The 18,126-nt window shown below is 35.3% G+C and carries 19 protein-coding genes; 2 read left to right on the forward strand and 17 right to left on the reverse strand.

Annotation, left to right across the window (positions count from 1 at the left end):
* Positions 1 to 3: 3 nt before the first annotated feature.
* From fliM to HCD_RS06210, 13 genes are all read right to left on the reverse strand, one after another.
* Positions 4 to 1,068, reverse strand: a complete 1,065-nt coding sequence (fliM, locus tag HCD_RS06150; protein WP_014659714.1) for a flagellar motor switch protein FliM — start codon at positions 1,066 to 1,068, stop codon at positions 4 to 6.
* On the reverse strand, positions 1,061 to 1,822 hold the full coding sequence (locus tag HCD_RS06155) for an RNA polymerase sigma factor FliA (protein WP_014659715.1): 762 nt from the start codon (positions 1,820 to 1,822) through the stop codon (positions 1,061 to 1,063). Before HCD_RS06155 ends, fliM begins: the two co-directional genes overlap by 8 nt.
* Positions 1,800 to 2,114: a hypothetical protein gene (locus tag HCD_RS06160; RefSeq protein WP_014659716.1), complete on the reverse strand. Its 315-nt coding sequence runs from the start codon at positions 2,112 to 2,114 to the stop codon at positions 1,800 to 1,802. Before HCD_RS06160 ends, HCD_RS06155 begins: the two co-directional genes overlap by 23 nt.
* Before the next feature lie 7 nt (positions 2,115 to 2,121).
* On the reverse strand, positions 2,122 to 3,006 hold the full coding sequence (gene ylxH / locus HCD_RS06165) for a flagellum site-determining protein YlxH (protein WP_014659717.1): 885 nt from the start codon (positions 3,004 to 3,006) through the stop codon (positions 2,122 to 2,124).
* Positions 3,003 to 4,358, reverse strand: coding sequence for a flagellar biosynthesis protein FlhF (gene flhF, locus HCD_RS06170; RefSeq protein ID WP_014659718.1), 1,356 nt, complete (start codon positions 4,356 to 4,358; stop codon positions 3,003 to 3,005). The genes ylxH and flhF overlap by 4 nt, the downstream gene beginning before the upstream one ends.
* Positions 4,355 to 4,846 carry a 2-amino-4-hydroxy-6-hydroxymethyldihydropteridine diphosphokinase gene (gene folK / locus HCD_RS06175; RefSeq protein ID WP_014659719.1) on the reverse strand — a complete coding sequence of 164 codons (492 nt, stop codon included), beginning with the start codon at positions 4,844 to 4,846 and terminating at the stop codon, positions 4,355 to 4,357. Before folK ends, flhF begins: the two co-directional genes overlap by 4 nt.
* Entirely contained in the window at positions 4,846 to 5,919 is a 1,074-nt protein-coding gene (locus tag HCD_RS06180) for an aminopeptidase (RefSeq protein ID WP_014659720.1), read from the reverse strand. The genes folK and HCD_RS06180 overlap by 1 nt, the downstream gene beginning before the upstream one ends.
* A gap of 19 nt (positions 5,920 to 5,938) precedes the next feature.
* A complete protein-coding gene (gene aroQ / locus HCD_RS06185; RefSeq protein ID WP_014659721.1) occupies positions 5,939 to 6,442 on the reverse strand; it encodes a type II 3-dehydroquinate dehydratase in 504 nt (167 codons plus the stop codon).
* Positions 6,443 to 6,520: 78 nt separating this feature from the next.
* Positions 6,521 to 7,804 (reverse strand): O-antigen ligase family protein, encoded by a 1,284-nt coding sequence (locus HCD_RS06190; protein WP_014659722.1) that lies wholly within the window; start codon positions 7,802 to 7,804, stop codon positions 6,521 to 6,523.
* A 28-nt stretch (positions 7,805 to 7,832) separates the two neighbouring features.
* Positions 7,833 to 8,105, reverse strand: coding sequence for a 30S ribosomal protein S15 (gene rpsO / locus HCD_RS06195; protein WP_014659723.1), 273 nt, complete (start codon positions 8,103 to 8,105; stop codon positions 7,833 to 7,835).
* A gap of 413 nt (positions 8,106 to 8,518) precedes the next feature.
* Complete coding sequence (locus tag HCD_RS06200) at positions 8,519 to 8,746, reverse strand: hypothetical protein (RefSeq protein ID WP_014659724.1); 228 nt, start codon at positions 8,744 to 8,746, stop codon at positions 8,519 to 8,521.
* Positions 8,747 to 9,128: 382 nt separating this feature from the next.
* Positions 9,129 to 9,602 (reverse strand): toprim domain-containing protein, encoded by a 474-nt coding sequence (locus HCD_RS06205; protein WP_338034396.1) that lies wholly within the window; start codon positions 9,600 to 9,602, stop codon positions 9,129 to 9,131.
* An 82-nt stretch (positions 9,603 to 9,684) separates the two neighbouring features.
* Positions 9,685 to 11,007 carry an RNA-guided endonuclease InsQ/TnpB family protein gene (locus tag HCD_RS06210; RefSeq protein WP_014658798.1) on the reverse strand — a complete coding sequence of 441 codons (1,323 nt, stop codon included), beginning with the start codon at positions 11,005 to 11,007 and terminating at the stop codon, positions 9,685 to 9,687.
* Positions 11,008 to 11,043: 36 nt separating this feature from the next.
* Between HCD_RS06210 and tnpA the strand changes: the two genes are divergently transcribed.
* Positions 11,044 to 11,460, forward strand: coding sequence for an IS200/IS605 family transposase (gene tnpA / locus HCD_RS06215; RefSeq protein ID WP_014658764.1), 417 nt, complete (start codon positions 11,044 to 11,046; stop codon positions 11,458 to 11,460).
* 123 nt (positions 11,461 to 11,583) lie between these two features.
* Complete coding sequence (locus tag HCD_RS06220; protein ID WP_050854964.1) at positions 11,584 to 13,440, forward strand: porin family protein; 1,857 nt, start codon at positions 11,584 to 11,586, stop codon at positions 13,438 to 13,440.
* Between the two features lie 448 nt (positions 13,441 to 13,888).
* Here the strand turns inward: HCD_RS06220 and HCD_RS06225 are convergent, their stop codons facing one another.
* The 4 genes from HCD_RS06225 to proS all read right to left on the reverse strand — a co-directional run bounded on the left by HCD_RS06225 (position 13,889) and on the right by proS (position 18,123).
* Positions 13,889 to 14,959: a tetratricopeptide repeat protein gene (locus HCD_RS06225; RefSeq protein WP_014659727.1), complete on the reverse strand. Its 1,071-nt coding sequence runs from the start codon at positions 14,957 to 14,959 to the stop codon at positions 13,889 to 13,891.
* Positions 14,960 to 15,100: 141 nt separating this feature from the next.
* The gene (locus tag HCD_RS06230; protein WP_014659728.1) at positions 15,101 to 15,457 is read right to left on the reverse strand and encodes a c-type cytochrome; all 357 of its coding nucleotides are present in this window, start codon (positions 15,455 to 15,457) and stop codon (positions 15,101 to 15,103) included.
* Positions 15,457 to 16,377: a hydroxymethylbilane synthase gene (gene hemC / locus HCD_RS06235; RefSeq protein ID WP_014659729.1), complete on the reverse strand. Its 921-nt coding sequence runs from the start codon at positions 16,375 to 16,377 to the stop codon at positions 15,457 to 15,459. Before hemC ends, HCD_RS06230 begins: the two co-directional genes overlap by 1 nt.
* Before the next feature lie 12 nt (positions 16,378 to 16,389).
* The gene (gene proS / locus HCD_RS06240; protein WP_014659730.1) at positions 16,390 to 18,123 is read right to left on the reverse strand and encodes a proline--tRNA ligase; all 1,734 of its coding nucleotides are present in this window, start codon (positions 18,121 to 18,123) and stop codon (positions 16,390 to 16,392) included.
* Between the last annotated feature and the right edge of the window lie 3 nt (positions 18,124 to 18,126).

Below are 18,126 nucleotides of genomic sequence, written 5' to 3' on the forward strand. Positions count from 1 at the left end.
TTCTTACTCTTCTTCTGTCTTCATAATATCGCCCACTTTACCCCTACGCTGTTCTTCTAACATTTCTAAAATTTCTTTAGTCCGCTCTTTTTCACCATAAATCACTTCCTTAATTTGAATGGTTTTTCTATACCCTTGAAACCCTACACTCGCTAAATAACGCTTTTTCTTATGCACGAACACGCTCACTTCATCATTGGCTACCTTATTCAAGCGAATGGTATCCCCCACATCTAAATCTAACACTTCTTTCAAGCTCAAATCTATCGCACCTAAAAACACCATCATATCCACACTCACCCCACTTAGTAAGGCTTGCAATTCTTTATTACGGCTCTTTTTAGAGTTAGTTTCTGAAAGCATTAAATCCCTACTCCCCATTTTAGAAAGAATACTCTCAATAGAGATAACTGGGTAGCAAATATTCATCATGCCACGACTATGTCCGATAATAATTTCTAAGACCACCATAATCGCAATTTCATTTTGAGCCACGATTTGAACCACATTTGCACTAGATTCTTTAGCATCAATAGTAGGAAACATCTCTACTACAGGCAACCAAACTTCTTTCAAAATTTGCATCACTTGGCGCAAAATCGTATCTAGCAAATTCAATTCAATATCGCTAAACTCCCTATTTTGCTCATACGCACTTCCCTTGCCCCCTAGTAATCTGTCAATCATAGGAAAAGCAATGCTAGGATTAATTTCTAAAACCCCAGTTCCGCCCATAGGCTTCATAGAAAAGACATTAAAGCTTGTAGGACTAGGCAAGCTCATTAAAAATTCGCCATAAGTCATTTGGTCAACGCTATGAAGCTGAATTTCTACAATAGAGCGCATGATAGAAGAAATTTGACTAGAGAGATTCCTAGCCATTTTGTCATGGATACTTCTAAAAGAGCGTAGTTGCTCCTTGCTCACACGATTAGGGCGTTTAAAATCATAAAGAGTTACACTGCGTTGGGGAATAATATCTTTTTTTTGGACATTCTGAATATCTACATTTTCATCAACGACTTCTAAAAGCGCATCAATTTCTTCTTGGCTTAAAATATCAGCCATGGCTTGCTCCTAAGGATTTACGCACTTTTTTAATCACTTCTTTGATAATTTGAGAAATGCGTGATTCTGTAATACCTAAAATCTCTTTAATCTCACTCAAATTCAACTCTTCAAAGTAATAGAGCTGGATAAGGGTTTGCTCTCGCTCACTCATTTGACTCAACACTTTTTGGACATGCTCTAACAACTCTTCTACTTCAATTTTTTTAGTGATTTGGTCTTGCTCAATCGCATTAAATTGCTCATCTATAGGCACTAAAGCGTAAATATCAGAAGCTACTTTAGCTTCTCTAATTTTTTCAATGCTTTCACCCAAAACCTGTGCTAAATACTCATCACTAGGCTCTTTTCCATGCTCATTAAGATACTTGGTTGTCTCATTATCAATATTTTTAATCAATTTCCTACTAGAGCGAGAAATCACATCTAAAGAGCGTAAATAATCTAACATCGCTCCATTGACACGAGTTTTTGCATACCCCCAAAAAGAGTCGTTTAACGCACTCTCATAACGCCTAGCTAATTTAATTAATTCTTCAGTGCCGACAGAGACTAGGTCGTTAAAATCAATAGAACTAGGCAAGCGCTCTTTCAAGCGAAACGCCATAGCACGCACCGCTGGTAAATACTGAACAGCTAGTGCATCTTGATTGTGGTGTTGTTGCTTATCATAGGCGTTCAAAACTTTTTCTACGCTTTTTTCCTTAGGAGTCTCTTGTAAATGTTGCATTTCATTGTCCATCATCAAAATCATAACTTCTAATGTAATTTAAAATGCCTGTAACTTCTTTTTCTCGGCTTTTGAACTCATGATTAAAACGAAGTAGTCGCTCTTCTGTGCCTTTCTTATCAAAAAGACAAATATCTAAATCCGTGCAAGCAATAAAAACAGACGCAAATAAAAGCACAATCAAGTAAGAACCAAGCGTCGATACCACCGTCCATAATAAAATACTCTCAGGTTGATTAAATTTCAACACAGAAAACACTAACCCCAAGAAAAATCCCACTACAACAGAAAAGTGTATAAAGTTTTGTATCTTCATTCCAAGCCTATCCCAAATATTTCAAAAGTCTCTTAAAAAAGCTTTTAAAATCTTCTTTTGGTGTTTCTAAAATGCCTGTCTCTAGTTTAGAAACTAAAATACCAGCTATTTGGTCAATAGATTGCGAAAACAAATCATTAGGGGCAATTTTTCGCAAAATCTTTCGCTCCCTAATGTAGCGTTTCAATAAAGAGCTGTTCTCTATCGCTCCTAAGTAATGCAGTTGTAATGAAACAATATTGCTTTTAGCTACCTTAAGCAACCTATCATAAGTTGCCTTGCCTTCTTTAGGCTGTGCCACCATGTTTGTGATAAGAAACAATTCATTTTTATTCTTAGCATTAATTTTTATGCATGCATACGCATCAGTGATGGCTGATGGGTCAGGTGTGGTAACCACCACCACACAATCGCTCGCATTTAAAAACGCTTGCGTAGTGGCTCCAATCCCAGCTCCTGTATCAATAACGATATAATCTAAGGAGCTTAAAACCCCTTCATCATCTACAAATTTATCTAAGGCTTCTGTGCCACTAATATATTTTAAAATTTCTTCGCCACTATCCCCAGGAATGAGACAAAGTCCCGGTTCAATCTCGCAAATAATTTCTTGCAATTTAGCTTCACCTTTGAGAGCGTGCAAAATATTCTTATAAGTTTTTACCCCAAAGATTACATCTAAATTCGCTAAACCAATATCTGCATCAAACACCCCTACCTTATAACCTTTCTTATACAAAGAATAGGCTAAATTAGCACTAATATTAGATTTTCCCACTCCCCCCTTACCACTTGTTATGGCAATAAACTTTGTATTTCCCCTATTATTAAAAAAACTCTTAGAGGCTTTGACATTGATAAAGCTGTCTAAACGGCTCGCCTGATTACTCATGCATGTTCCTTGTTAGGGTTAGTGAAACCATCTAACATACAATCCACTAAATATTCATTAGTTGCAACTCTCAAATCCATAGGCACTTCTTGTCCAACAGAAAGATAGCTAATGGGCTTTTGGCTCTCATGCACAAGCGAGAACAAATTCCCCAATCCCCTACTCTCATCTAATTTGGTAAAGATTAAGGTGTCAATCCCTAGCACTCCAAAAGAATCATAAATATCTTTCATGTCTTCATATTTAGTGGTAACTGAAAGCACTAAGGACACATCAATATTATAGCCCCCATCTACAAATTCCTTCAAACTAGCAATCTTTTCTTTATCGTATTGCGAATGCCCTGTGGTGTCTACTAAAATGAAATCACAATACTCCAAAGCTTCAATTTCTTTAGCAAAATCCTTTGCATCAATAACGGTTTCTATACTCATCTTCATTTTATTAGCATACCAACTCAATTGCTCTAGGGCTCCGATACGATAATTATCTAAAGTAATAATGCCTACCTTATATTTTTTATCTAACATCTTAGAATAGCGTGCGGCCAGTTTGGCTAAAGTGGTTGTTTTGCCTACGCCCGTAGGCCCTACAAGCATTAAAATTCGTTTCTCTCTCAAACTCAAATCTTCAGGGCGGCATAGTATCATTTTCCGTAGCACTTCTCTAAAATAGCGTTTAACCGTTACAGAATTTTCTCGCATGCGTAAAGGCATCAGTTCTAAACTCAATTGCATGATTTCATCTAAATGGCTCGGACGCATTCCACTTTGTTTGGCTATTTTATAAATTTCAGCGAACTCTTGGGGAATATTAACGGAGTTAGGATTCTTCTCATCCCAAAACATGTTTTGAATCAACTTCAAACTATCTGTTATTTTACTCAGTTGCACATTAATATCTTTAATTTCTTCTTGCTGTGCGTCTTTTTCTTTTTTAATCTTAGTTTCACTCTTTAAGGTTTTTAAAAAACTATCTTCTTTACTCGTTTCTAAAGCCATGTCATCTAATAGAGCATCTTTTTCTTGAATGGTCTTATTTCTTGAAATTTTATTATTAAACGAAACTCCAGCAAGCTTACGCATTTCTTCCACAGTGCTTGAAAGCTGCATAACCACATCTTCTTCGCTCAACTCTTCATCATACAAACTCTCTGGAATAAGGGGAGCTTTGATGGACTCATCTTCTATCTCTTCTTCAACCGCCACAACAATTTCATAAAGTCCTGCAGAAGTGAGCGTTTTTTTACGAATTTCTTGAGTTTTAAACACTAACGCATCTACTCCGTGATGACTTTGAGCAATTTTTAAAGCTTCAGCTGCTGTCTCTCCGCTATAGGTATAGAATTTCACTTTAATTCCCCATTTTTAAAAAGGATTTGCTGTAAGGCTAAAGGCACTAACACGGACTCTCTCTCATGCCACTTAGGATGGGGCAAGGTCAAATAAGCTTGATTCAACACCACCTTATTAAAGGCAAGAATATCAATATCCAAAGTCCTTGGAGCGTCCTTAAAATCACGCTTTCTTTTGCGACCAAAACGCCTTTCTATATAAAAAACTAAAGCAAAAAATTCACGCAAACTCAAATATGTCCTAAGCACAATCGTAGCATTATAAAAAGTGGGTTGCTGAGTATAGCCAAAGGGTGGGTTCAAATAGATAGGAGAAGTTAAAAGTCTTCCTATGCCACTATGATTTTTCAACCACAAGTAGCATCGCTCTAAAGTTTTTAGCGGACTTTTTATATTGCCCCCAATCCCTAACACAACCCTATTAGAAAAACACACCCCACTCTTAGAAGCACTCGGAAAAAAATGTGTCAAAAGAATCTTATGCATTAGAGAATTTCGGCCTTAGAATTTTTAATCACTACCAAATCTTCAATACGCACCCCAAAAAACCCCGGAATATAAATCCCAGGTTCTACAGAAAAGACCATACCCTCTTCTAGGATAGTCTCGCTTCGTGAAGAAATATAAGGAAGCTCATGAATATCTAATCCAATGCCATGCCCTGTGCTATGAGTAAAATACTCACCATAACCACATTCAACAATCACTCCCCTAGCCAAACTATCAGCTTCCTTACCCGTCATACCTGCTCTAATGCCAGAAATTGCCCTTTCTTGAGCTTTTTTAACAACATCATAAATCTTTTGGTGCTCTTTGTCCTTGAAGCTCTGCTCTCTTTTGAAAGAGAAATTTATGGGGTCAAAAAAAGCCGTTCGAGTTCTATCAGAGCAATAACGCTCATATTTGATACCCATATCCAAAAGAACGCTATCAGTTGCTTTTAAAAAATCCTTAGCACTAGGCAAAGCATGGGGCTTGCTTGCATTAGCATTCAACGCTAAAATGGGTTCAAAACTCAGATTATAAAGACCATCTCTAGTTAAAAAATCCTTTACCTTGTGCTGTAAAAACTGCTCGCTCAACAACCTTTCCTGACTAAAAATTGTCTTCACATATTCAGCAAAATTCTCAAAAGCTTCAACATTCAACGCTTGAGACTTTTTGAGAAGTTTGATTTCATGTTCGCTTTTAATAATGCGTTTTTGACGATGATAATTAGGCACACCTTCTAAGGTAATCTTAGTGCCTATTGCTGAATCCAAACGCCTATAAGTTTGTAGATTCACTTGATTTGGATCAAAAAAGAGTTTTTTAACAGAGCTTTTTAGGATTAAATCAATAGCACCTTGCACCAAATCACTTGTTTCTATTACTTCAGCTAAGATACCATTCTTAGATTGAATGCTTTCCTTAGCTTCTTGGGTATAGCGAGAATCAGTAATAAAGAATGCACGCTCATCTAATCGCAAAAATAAGGCATTGTCACAACTATATGCACATTCAAAAAACATCGCATTTTCATTGAGTGTGAAATGCGAATCTCTTGCTAACTCTCTCATAACAACCCCTTTTGCTATGTTACTGGTTATTGACTGAATTATTGTTAGGGTTATTTTGTTGGGCTTCTTGGAAAGCTTTCATTTCTGCTAGAATATTTACCATTGCCATTAAAGCCATGTTGTAACCAAGCGGACCGAACCCCATAATTACGCCCCCACAAGCTGCTCCGGTGTAAGAATTTTTTCTAAATTCTTCTCTAGCCTGAATATTAGTCAAATGCACTTCAATCACAGGTTTTCCTGCCAACATAATCGCATCAGCAATCGCAATAGAAGTGTGGCTAAACGCTCCAGGATTAATGATAATGCCTTCATAATCACTACCCACGCTCTCTTGGATTTTATCAATGATTTCACCCTCAAAATTCGTTTGGAAAAACTCCAACTCCACATCTAAGTTACTCTGCTTGACAAAAGTTTGCATGATTTCATGGATTTGGTCTAAAGTTACCATACCATAAAGTCTAGGGTCGCGATGTCCTAGCATGTTAAGATTAGGACCTTGAATAACTAAAATTTTCATTATCTCTCCTTAGATTAAAGTATATTTAGGGGGCATTATACCATAAGTTCTAGGTTTTTATCCCCTAGCCAAAAGAGATTAGACTTTAGAATTTGCCCTTAAAAAGACTCCCATAACAACCATTCCTACAAAAAAACTTCCTGTAATAAAAAAGTCAAAAGGGTCAAATCCTATGCCATAAATTAAGTAAAAAGTTAGAACGCTCAATATAAAAAAGGATATTAAAGCGTTTTGTCTTAAACCATTCCAAAATATTTTAATTAGAATAATACAAAATGCTATAAATATAATAAGCCCTATAATACCTCTAGTCGCTAGAATATGAATAAGCTGATTATCATATCTTTCAATACATAAAATCAATTCTTTTTGTCTGTATGAATGCGATAAAGATAGAATTTCATCTAATCGCTGACACTTTTCACTCGCTGCCATTCCAAATAAAGGGCGTAGTTTAAGGATAGTTAAGGCTTCCTTCCAGCGTTCTAACCGCCATCCTATACTACTATCAGCATCTTTTTTTGCATAGCGTTTTAAATCCGCTTCAAAGCTTTGACTTTGAACTCTAGACTGCTCTATAGCTCCTTTTTTTTCTAAAATGCCACTTTGTGTATATAAACCGCTTAAAACAAGAGTCACAAAGCCCATATAAATCAGTTGTTTAAGAGATTTTTGAAAATATAAAACAAAACATGAAAGGATTAAAAAAGTAGCACTAAAGGCGATTAAAGCACTTCTTGTAGCACTAAAAATAACAACTAGAAACCCTACAAAAATAGAGAGTGTGAAATAAAACTTTTCTTTTTTATCTTGTGAATAAAGAGCATAAACATAACAACCCAAAATTGACACACTCACCAATACAACATACTCTTTAACCGTGCTAAAACCTTGTACTCTAGGCATGTTGAAATAAAACTTCTGCACTAAAGACAACAAGCCATTAAAAAAGTTTGCTACGCACATGCTGTAAAAAATGATTTTTTGATTGAGCTTGATTTTTAAACGACTTGCAAAAACCAAACATAGCGTTCCAAGAATATAGGTTAAAGACATGTTTAGTGCAAACAAATTGTAGCGAAAGGTTTGACTATCATACATGCTAAACATGTTAGGAAAGACACTTAAAAACACACCCAAAAAAGCCACAGAAAGCCATTTAAAGGGCATTTTTTTCAAGTTATTGATTCTAAAAGTCTCTTTTAAAGACGCCTGCAAATAGCATTTTAATAATAAAAACACCACCAAAACTATCAATAAGACTTGTGTTAGGGGCTTTTTAAATGAAGTGAGAAAGAAAAGGGCAAAAATCAGGGTAAAAACATAGTCTGCATTGAATAATACCCTTAAACGCTCTTTCAATGTGAATCCACCATAAATCTTGAGAACTCTATCTGTCTTTAATGCCTAGCTTTTCAATCAAAACCATGTAGCGTGCATGCTCTGTGCGTTTAATATACTTCAATAAATTGCGTCTTTGAGCGACTAACTTTAAAAGCCCTAGGCGACTTGAATGGTCTTTAGGATTAGCTTTCAAATGCTCTGTTAAAGATTTGATTCTCTCACTCAACAACGCTACTTGAACCTCACAAGAACCAGTATCATTTTCTTTAGTAGCAAACGCCTTAATGATTTCTTGTTTTTTCTCCAAATTTAAAGCCATAACGACCTCCTAATTGGTAATTGAAATTTAAAAAAGTGATTATATCGTAAAATTAGCTTTTTTAGTTCATAGATTATGAACTTTTATAATTATGCATACCCCTTAGACTAGAAAACACGCCAAAAGAAGATTCAAATTTATTTTTCTAATTTAGTGGATAGTTTATTCTCTTTTTGGCATATGAAGTGAAAAAATTTAGCAACAAATCCGCCCCTAACCCTAGCTGAGAAATATAGTCTAAATGATTTATGCCCCTAGAATAACCGTAAGTGATTAAGCCACAATAAGCTAGACCGATAGCATTATTGGGGCATTACCGATAACCCACCTTAAAATTTACCTCTAGCATGGCAAGAGATTGCTTAGAGATTTTATTAGCGAAAATAGAAGTCTTTGTGGTTTGTATTATGGGTTTATAATAGGGCATCTTGGAGATGATTCAATAAGATTTGTTGCATGAGTTTGTCCCACACAGTGACACTAATCTCAGTAAAACCGGTCAGAATACTAGCACAATTGGAATAAATGGCGTTTTGAAGCTTTGTGGGGTAGGGATTAAAGTGAGAACAAACATTATGGTTGCCCCCACTAGGCACATTTTCATAAGTCATGTTTTCATCATGATTATAACCTTTAGTCATACTTATACAAGAGAATTTTTAGCTTTTCTGCATAAAGCCTATAGAAGTGCTGTTAAAAATTTGAGTGAGGTCAAAAGTTAGTGTAATAAATCGCTCGCATGATTTAGAATGGTTTTTGGGGTATGTCAGTATCCTTCACTCTTTTTGGCCTAACTTTTTCAACTATTTTAGGCAATTGTTTTAATCTCTTGGGCTTCTAAAAACCTGGTTTCAAACCCCTCTTCTATAAAAAAGCCACTTTTTTTCATGGGCTTCTAAGGGGTTAAACAAACTTGTTAAAATGAAATCTAATTGTTTGGTGTGTTTTAAAAATTTATTTTATTTAGTAATCTTTGGTTTTCCTTGATTAAATTGTGTTAAGTTGATTGTGCAAAGAAGGCTATTATACTTTGCAATAGCTTTTTAAAGGGATTTTAAGGGTCATAAAGGGGCTTAATGGGTTAATGTTTTTTAATATCCGTTTGTAATTAATATCTTTTTGCTCTGTGTTTAATTCACTTCTTAGCAAATAGGCACAATAGAATTTAAATGCATGCGTTTTTGTTAAAAGGGGTTTTTTATTCTTTTCTAAAAACTCGCCCATGTCTTTGTAGCTCTTGTCTTTAATCTTAATAACGCTAATATTTGTAAAACCATAATTTAGGCACAATTCTATTGCCCTTATACTTGCATCCATGCCTGCCTTGTCGTTATCTAGTGAAAAACATATTTCAACATTTTGTTTTTTTAGTAAAAATAGATGCTCTTTAGTAAAAGCAGTCCCTAAACAACAAACTGCAAAATTATAATTAAAAAATTCATATGCCATTACATCAAAAAAGCCCTCGCTTAATATAATTTGCTTCTTCTTAGCGATTTCACGGCTGGCTCTGTGATAGTTATGTGAAACACCCCTCGCTAAAGCGAGGAGCTTCCTAACTAAAGCACCCTACTGAATGCTAATACGAAAGGCTTTGCTCTTTAAAGTCTGCAAGGCTATTTCCTAACCCAAGAAGACTTAACCCTTTGCTTAAAATATTACTTGCGGCGTTTATATCTCTATGCTCTATATATCCGCAATTTTGACACAGATATTCTCTATGATTTAATTTAAGCTCGTGGTTGATTTGCCCACAACTATGACAAGTTTTACTCGTATATTGTGGGGGAGCTTTCACTAACAATTTGCCATTATGCTGTTGTTTGTAGTCTAAAAAAGAGATGATTTGATAGAATGAAGTATTTAGTATAGACTTATTAAGCCCACTCTTTTGTTTAACATTTTTGAGTTTGGCTCTTTTGGTCATGTTCTTAATTTGTAAGTCTTCAACTACTATCAATTCAAATTGCTTTGAAAGTTCGCTTGTGATTTTATGGTATCTGTCTAGTTTTTGATAGCTTGATTTATCAAAGGCTTTGTTTAATTTTTTTTGAGTTTTGTAAAAATTACCTCCTAGTTTGATTTTATTTTGTTTAGATTTTAAAACCCTACGGCTTTGTTTTCTTTGTAGTCTTTTAAATTCTTTAGAGTATTTTTTAAAAGAATGTAGTTTAGAATAAGTAGGAATAAGTCGTTTTAGATTGATATTTTCATCTACTTTTAAACCTAGTTCTTTCATGTCTTTTTGGTATTGTTCTAGGTCGGTTAGTTTTTCATATTCTTTTAAATCAACGCTTAAAGCTATATCATAGATATTTAAGTCCACACCGACACAATTTCTAGGCTCTTTAATAGTGTTAAGCTCTTTTTCGTATTCTATGCTAAAACTAACAAAATATTTTTGATGAGAGCAAGAGACTACGATTTGTTTAATCTTAGCATTAAGGGGTAAGTCTCTATGCATACGCATTTTTAAGGGCATTTTCATTAAGTTAAACATCTTAAAGCGTTCGTTAAAGTCTTTGATAGAAAAGCCTTGATTATTCCAAGTAAAACTTTGTTTAGCAAATTTAGAGTTTTTAAATTTAGGAAAGCCCCTATTTTTGACTTTAAAGGCATCTCTTAAGGCTCTTTCTGCATTCATGCGTGATTGTTGAGCGACTACACTACTAAAACTTAAATTCCTAGCTTTTAAATGGTGCTTAATCGCACTATCTAATTCGCTTGATTTTTGCCATTTTCTTTGTTTAGTGGGTAAATCTTTGTTTTTTTCGTATTGCTCTTGTTGTAGATTTAAGCAAATGTTATAGGCTTGGTTATAGACAAAAAAAGAGTGTTGTAATTTGGTCTGTTGCTCTTTGGTAGGATACAAACGAAATTTAAAGCCCTTATTTACTTTCATAGAAAGATTTTAGCATAATTTAGTTAAACTTGGTCTATGAAACAAATTGATAATATTAGACATGGCAGACATTGTGTTTTTTTAATGCATGTGCATTTAGTATTTGTAACTAAATATAGGCGTAAAGCATTCAACAAAGAAGTTATAGACTTTTTAGGTTCTGTATTTGCTAAGGTATGCAAAGACTTTGAAAGCGAGTTAGTAGAATTTGATGGGGAAAGCGACCATGTGCATTTACTTATCAATTATCCACCAAAAGTTAGTGTTAGTAGGTTAGTTAATTCTTTAAAGGGTGTTAGTAGTCGTTTGGTTAGACAACAAAATTTTAAAAATGTTAAAGCTACTTTGTGGGGCAATCATTTATGGTCGCCTAGTTATTTTGCTGGAAGCTGTGGGGGTGCTCCTTTAGAAATCATTAAGCAATATATCCAAGAGCAAGAAACACCACATTAGATTTGCTAACCTTTTGTTTTTAGGTTAAATGACACTAAAAAATAGCCTAACGGCTATTGACGCTTACATCTCCGCCCTAAAGGACGGAGTTTTTCGCTTTGTTGGGATAAAAGCGGCTTTTTCATAGAAGGGGGATTTGAAACCGGGCTTTTACAAGGCACAGAAATTAGAGAAGAAAAAGTAACGACCGGTAAGAATGTCTATGAAGATTACTTGCCTTTAAACACGATTTTAAAAGGAGCAACTAATTTATTTGGTAACGCCCAAGCTATATCACAATTACAATTTTCATCTTTGCATCCGGTTAAGGTGAGCGTGAGTGGTGCTAATTTGGTTGTAGAAAATTTTCTGCCTTATAATTTAAACAATGTTAAGCTTTCGTTTAAAGATAGTCAAGGCAAACTCATTGATTTGGGCATGATAGAGACCATTCCTAAGCAAGCCAAAATCGTTATCCCCGAAAAACTATTTGATAATTTCAAAGATATTACTCCTAATGCTACTTATCAAAGTTTTGAAGTTTCTAGCACAAAGTTTTCAGATGTTAATACACAGAGATTGTTTAAAGTGTTAGATACCATGACGACGGATTTGGTGGTAGAATATAAGTCTCCGCCTACTTTTGATTCTTGTCAATACCATACGCAAGCAGGTCATAATACATGTTATTCACCCTTTAATGCAAAAACCGCTGAGGAATTTACTAATTTACTTCTAAATATGTATGCGGTTTTAGATTCAAAATCATGGCAAGAAAATATAAAAAACGCTCCCTTTGATTTCGTGAATAGTTGGCATCCTGGAGATTGCCATTTTAAAGCATCAGATTGTGTGGCTCCTGGCAAGAATGGACAAGTTGAATCCAAGTTTCAAAAAGATGTGGTTTCCCCTGAAAAAGTTATAGCCGATTTTAGAAGTACTATGCACCTTGAAGTTTCAGTCTTAAATAATGCTGGGGTAGATGGCATAGGATTAGGGCAAGTTACTTGGGGAAAATTGGGCGTTGTTGCTTGGGCATTAGACCCTAAAACACTTTTTGGTGCTGGTTATAAACATATTAATTTAACCGCTTTGAGAACCATTTTGCACGAATTTAGCCACACCAAACACTACAGCCATAATGGAAACATGACTTATCAAAGAGTGCCAAAACCTGATGGCACAGGCGATTCTGATGGTATTCCTTATGATGTGTGTTCTAGGTTTGGTCATAAGGGTCAGCCCACATATCCAGGTGATTTTCAAGGTTCAGTCTATCCTAATTGTGCTAATGTCCCAGCAGGCTTTACCGGATTGACTATGGCTGTGTGGCAACAACTCATCAATCAAAACGCTCTGCCAATAGATTATGCTGATTTGGGTAGTCAAAAGGATTATAAACTCCATGCTAGTTTAAACACTTCAGATTTAGCCAATTCTATGCTTAGCACACTCAAACAAAGTTTTCTGGTTGCTTCAGCTCAAACAATAACTAATGATGTTTCAAAAAACTTTAAAACCCCTATGCTAGGGTTTAACTTTAAAATGGGTTATCAGCATTACTTTAATAATTTTATAGGGTTAGCTTATTATGGTATTGTCAAATACAATTATGCTAAAGCTAATAATGAAAAAATCCAGCAATTGAGTTTAGGAATAGGCACAGATTTATTATTAGATTTTGTTACTACTTATACTAAAGCTTCAAAGGATAGCAAGAAGAAAAGCTTTTCTTCTTCTTTTGGCATGTTTGTTGGTGTAAGGGGTTTGTATAATGGTTATCATGTGTTCAATCAAGTTCAAAGAGCTAAGAATGTAGATGCGACTACAGGATTGAATTATCGTTACAAGCATTCTAAGTATTCTGTAGGTATTAGTGTGCCTTTAATAGAGAGAAAGGTTAGTATCGTTTCTAATAGTAGTGTTTATAACGCTGCTATTAGTTTGAATGAAAAAGCGAATGATTTTAATGTGTTTTTTAATTATGGGTGGGTGTTTTAAATTTATTATTCACTCTAATTTTTATTGATTAAAGTTGCCTTTAAATATGAGAAAATTAGCTAGAAACCACAATGCTTTCACACGCTATTTTAGAAAGAAAGATTTAAAACAGCTGAGTTTTACAAAAAAGATTTTTCTAAAACAAACCCAAATTAAATTTTAATCAAAGTTGCTTTCTAAAAGACATTACACAAAGAAGAAGTCTCAAAACTTCTCTTGAATTTTAAAAACTCCAATTATTTTGGGGCTTAAAAGCACGCAACAAGCGAGCCATAAGAACCATTAAAATTTAAGCTAAAAACCCTGATAAAACTTCTTAAAAACCATTTTCAAATAAAAATAAAAATTAATCTTTCTTTAAAACAAAGAAAACTCTTAAAGCCTATATTTTAGAAACGACAATTTGAATACACATCTCATGTTATTATTGAAACCCCCAATACAAAAACTAATATCCCCTAAGCTTTGTAACATTCTCGCATGCCTGTTGCATGCCTAATTTACAACCCTTATCATAAACCCTTATAGCGTTTTCTTTGTCTTTCATGTTAGTGTAATACATGCTAGCTAGAGCAAAACAGCCCTTCTCATCGCCCATATCACAGCCCCTTTCGTAATTATCAAAAGCCTTTCTCAAGTCTTTTTTAATGGTATCCCCTTGAGCATACATAAAGCCCATTCTAGAGCAACTGACTCCGCTCCCCATTTCACATGCTTGTCTGAAATAGTCAAAGGCTTTATGAGAGTCTTTTTTCACATACCTACCCAACATATACATAGAGCCTAAACTCGCACAGCCATCGGGGTTATTCAACCCACAAGCTTTTTGCAAGTAGTCAAACGCCACTTCAAAATCTTCATCAAGTCCTGCATCGCCATTTTCAAACAAGCTTCCTAAAGCACGACAAGCCTGTCCGTCATTTAACCTGCAAGCCTTCAGATAGTAAATAACCGCTTTATGGTTGCTTTGCTTGACTTCCAATGAACCCCTTTCATAAGCAACCCCCAAAACATAGCACCCCTTAGCAACATCAAAATTACAGCTTTTTTGATAGTAGGTAACCGCTTGGGCGAAATTTCCCCTAATCTTTCTGTCATAAATAATGCCCAAGCTATAGCAACTCTTAGGGTGTTTTAAAACACATGCCTTAGCGTAAGCGTCAATAGCTTTTTGATAATTTTGATCTACCCCTAAGCCCTCATCATAAAGCGACCCCACACCAAAGCACCCCTGCCTATCATCAGCCTGGCATGCGGTTCTATAATATTCTAAGGCTTTCTTATAATCTATCCTAGTGCCTTGACCATTTTCATAAATCACGCCTAGCTGCACACAACCCTCACTCACACCTTCACTGCATGCTCTTTTGAAATTAGAAGTAGCTTTAGAATAATTCCCTTCTTTATAGGCTCTCTCACCTATACCTAAAGAGCTATTGTCTCTTTTTGTCCATTCCGCACTCAGCTCCCCTAAAAATAACATGCAAAATACTATCTTTAAAATCTTGTTCCAATTCATCGTTGCCTTCTTTTACAAATTTTTAACTCTTAGGGCGTTAAATAAAATAAATTTCATCTAATGAAAATAAGCTTTAATTCTAACATAAAAACCTAAAATAAAAGGCGTAACACAACTTCTATAGTCCCTAGCCCCTAAAACTCACTTAGCTGTAGAAGTTTTTTTACGCCCCATAGAAGTGATGTAGAGATAAATCGCTTGCACTTCTTCTAAATTAAGATTGTATTTAGGCATCATGCCCTTGCCTAAATATAGAGCATCTTTGAAAGTTTTAAAATCTAAATCATTGATTTTAGGGGCATAAAGGACTTTTTCTTCATCTTTTTCATAATAGGAAGTGATTTTTTGTTTTTCTCCTTTAAACCCATGACATTTCACACAAGAGATACCCCTAGGGTTTTTATAAAGAGCCAAACCATATTCTAAATCTGAGATAAAATCTGCTTCCTTAGCCTCTAGGCTTAACAAACCTATTGCTAACATTATGATAAAACGCATTAAAATAACTGAGCCTTGTCTAAAATCTCTCTAGCCCCACTAGCTATAAACTCTTCTAAAAGCTCTTTAACTAACATAAAAGCCTTAGCCTTATCCCCTTGCTTTTCTTTAGAAATGACTTGCTCTCCATTAGGCAAGCCTAAAATCGCTTGGATTTTGACTTCATCATCAATTAGGCTTGCATGCACGCCTATAGGAATTTGACACCCCCCATTAAGGGCTTTGACAAACTCCCTTTCTAAATGACAGCAAAACGCAGTTTTTTCATCATTGAGTTTTTGAAGCGTTGAAAAATGCTTGTGGCTTTTTAGCATTTCTACCCCTAACGCCCCTTGTCCCATGCTAGGAATCATTTCATTGACACTAAAAGCTTTACGATAATTTGCCCCTTTAATTTCTAAGCGTTGCAACCCCGCTTCAGCTAAAATAATAGCGTCAAATACGCCCAACTCAAGCTTTTTCAAACGAGTTTGGACATTCCCCCTTAAGCTCTCTGTGTCTAAATCCTTGCGTTTAAATTTGAGTTGCATAGAGCGTCTTAAAGAAGTGGTGCCAACTTTTGCCCCCTTAGGCAAGCTCAACAAATTAGGATATTTAACGCTTAAAAAAGTGTCTCTCACATCAGCTCTTTTAGTAATGCATGCTAAGTCTAATTCGTTTTCAAACACTACCGGCACATCTTTTAAAGAATGCACCGCTAAATCAATTTCCCCACTTAATAGCAATTCTTCTAATTCCTTAGTGAATAGTCCCTTACCCCCAATCTTATTTAAAGGCGTGTCTAAAATCTTATCACCCTTAGTCTTAACAATTTTAATCTCGCTTTCTATAGAGCATTCTGTTTTTAGGCGTTGTTTAATGTAATTCGCTTGCCATAAAGCGAGTTCGCTCCCCCTAGAGCCAATCAATAATTTTTCCATTTTATTAACCCCCTACTCACTCTCTAGCATTTCTAAAATTTTATCTTCTAACTCAGTGTCTTTAAGCATTTGTTTTTCTAAATTAGAGCGTTTGATACATTCAAATTTCTTACTCTCTAAAGTTTGCTTCCCAATAATGAGAGCAAAGCGCTCCCCAATAAGCTCAAAATCTCTCATTTTTGCCCCAAAACGCACATCTCTATCGTCTAGTAAAACATCAACACCTTTTTTAAGCAATCTTTCATACACTTCAAAAGCGAGCTGTTTTTGAGACTCGTCTTTCAAATTAGAAACCACGATAACCACATCAAAGGGGGCGGTATTTTTTGTCCATACACAACCTAAATCATCGCTCTTTTGCTCTAAAATCGCACTGAGTAACCTGCTAATGCCTATCCCATAGCAACCCATTTCAAAAAATTGCTCTTTGCCATTCTTATCCAAGAAACTTGCTTTCAAGCTTTTAGCATACCCTTGCCCTAGTTTAAAAATATGCCCCACTTCCAAACTCTTATGATACCTCAATGCCCCCTTACAACAAGGGCAATTATCACTCTCTTTGACTTGGATAATATCCGCATAAACAAGGTTTTCAAACTCTTCTAAATTCACACCCACTACATGAAAATCTTTTTCATTAGCCCCAGCAATTAAGCAATCACAATCTTTTAAATCTTCATCAAAAACAATGCAAGAAACATGCTTTTTCAAACCATAAGGCCCTACAAAGCCAGCTACTAGCCCCGCTTTCTCTAAATCATCTTTACTCGCATCTACTAATTCTAAAGCACTCGCTCCTAAAGCATTCAAAGCGTTTAGGGCTTTTGTCTCTTCTAAATTGTCATCACCCCTAGTAAAAAAGCATGCTAAAGTTTCTTTGTCTTTATGAATGACTTTTTTAACAACCGCTTTTAACACAAAGTATGGCTCTATTTTAAAGAACTCAGCTACACTTTCAATACTTGTAATATTAGGGGTAGGAAACTTAGCGAAATTTGCTTTTGGCACATTTAAAGGCTCTAGTCTTTTGGAGCGTTTAGCGATTTCAATATTAGCCGCGTAATCACAATTTTGACACACCACAATCGTGTCTTCCCCACATTCTGTAAGAACGACAAATTCTTTACTTTTATTCCCACCAATCGCCCCACTATCAGCCTCTACAATGCGAAAATCTAACCCCAAATCACTTAAAATTTCTTTATACGCACTTTCTGTGTTTAAAAACTCTTTATCCAAACTCTCAATATTTTCATGAAAGCTATAGCCGTCTTTCATAATAAATTCTCTCGCTCTCACAAGCCCAAAGCGTGGGCGGATTTCATCACGAAATTTAGTGTGGATTTGGTAAAGATGGATAGGTAATTGCTTGTAACTTTTAATGAAATTAGAAGCAATTTCAGTAATATTCTCTTCTAAAGTGGGGCTTAAAACAAAATCATTGTCTTTTCTGTCTTTGAAAACCAATAATTCTTTACCATATTTATCCAAACGCCCTGATTTTTCCCATAAACTTGCCGGAACAACAAAACTCATCAATAATTCTTGCACCCCATGCTCTTGCATGCGCTTATGCGTGATTTTTTCTATTTTATTCACCACTTTTTTGGCTAAAGGCAAAAGATTATACACCCCACTTCCAATTTGATGGATATACCCGGCTTGTGCTAAGTGCTTATGACTTTTTAACACGGCATCTTTAGGGGGTTCTTTGAGAGTTGGAGCAAAGAGTTTTGAAAACAGCATGTC

It is taken from the genome of Helicobacter cetorum MIT 99-5656 (genome assembly GCF_000259275.1).
Taxonomy (GTDB): Bacteria; Campylobacterota; Campylobacteria; order Campylobacterales; family Helicobacteraceae; genus Helicobacter; species Helicobacter cetorum.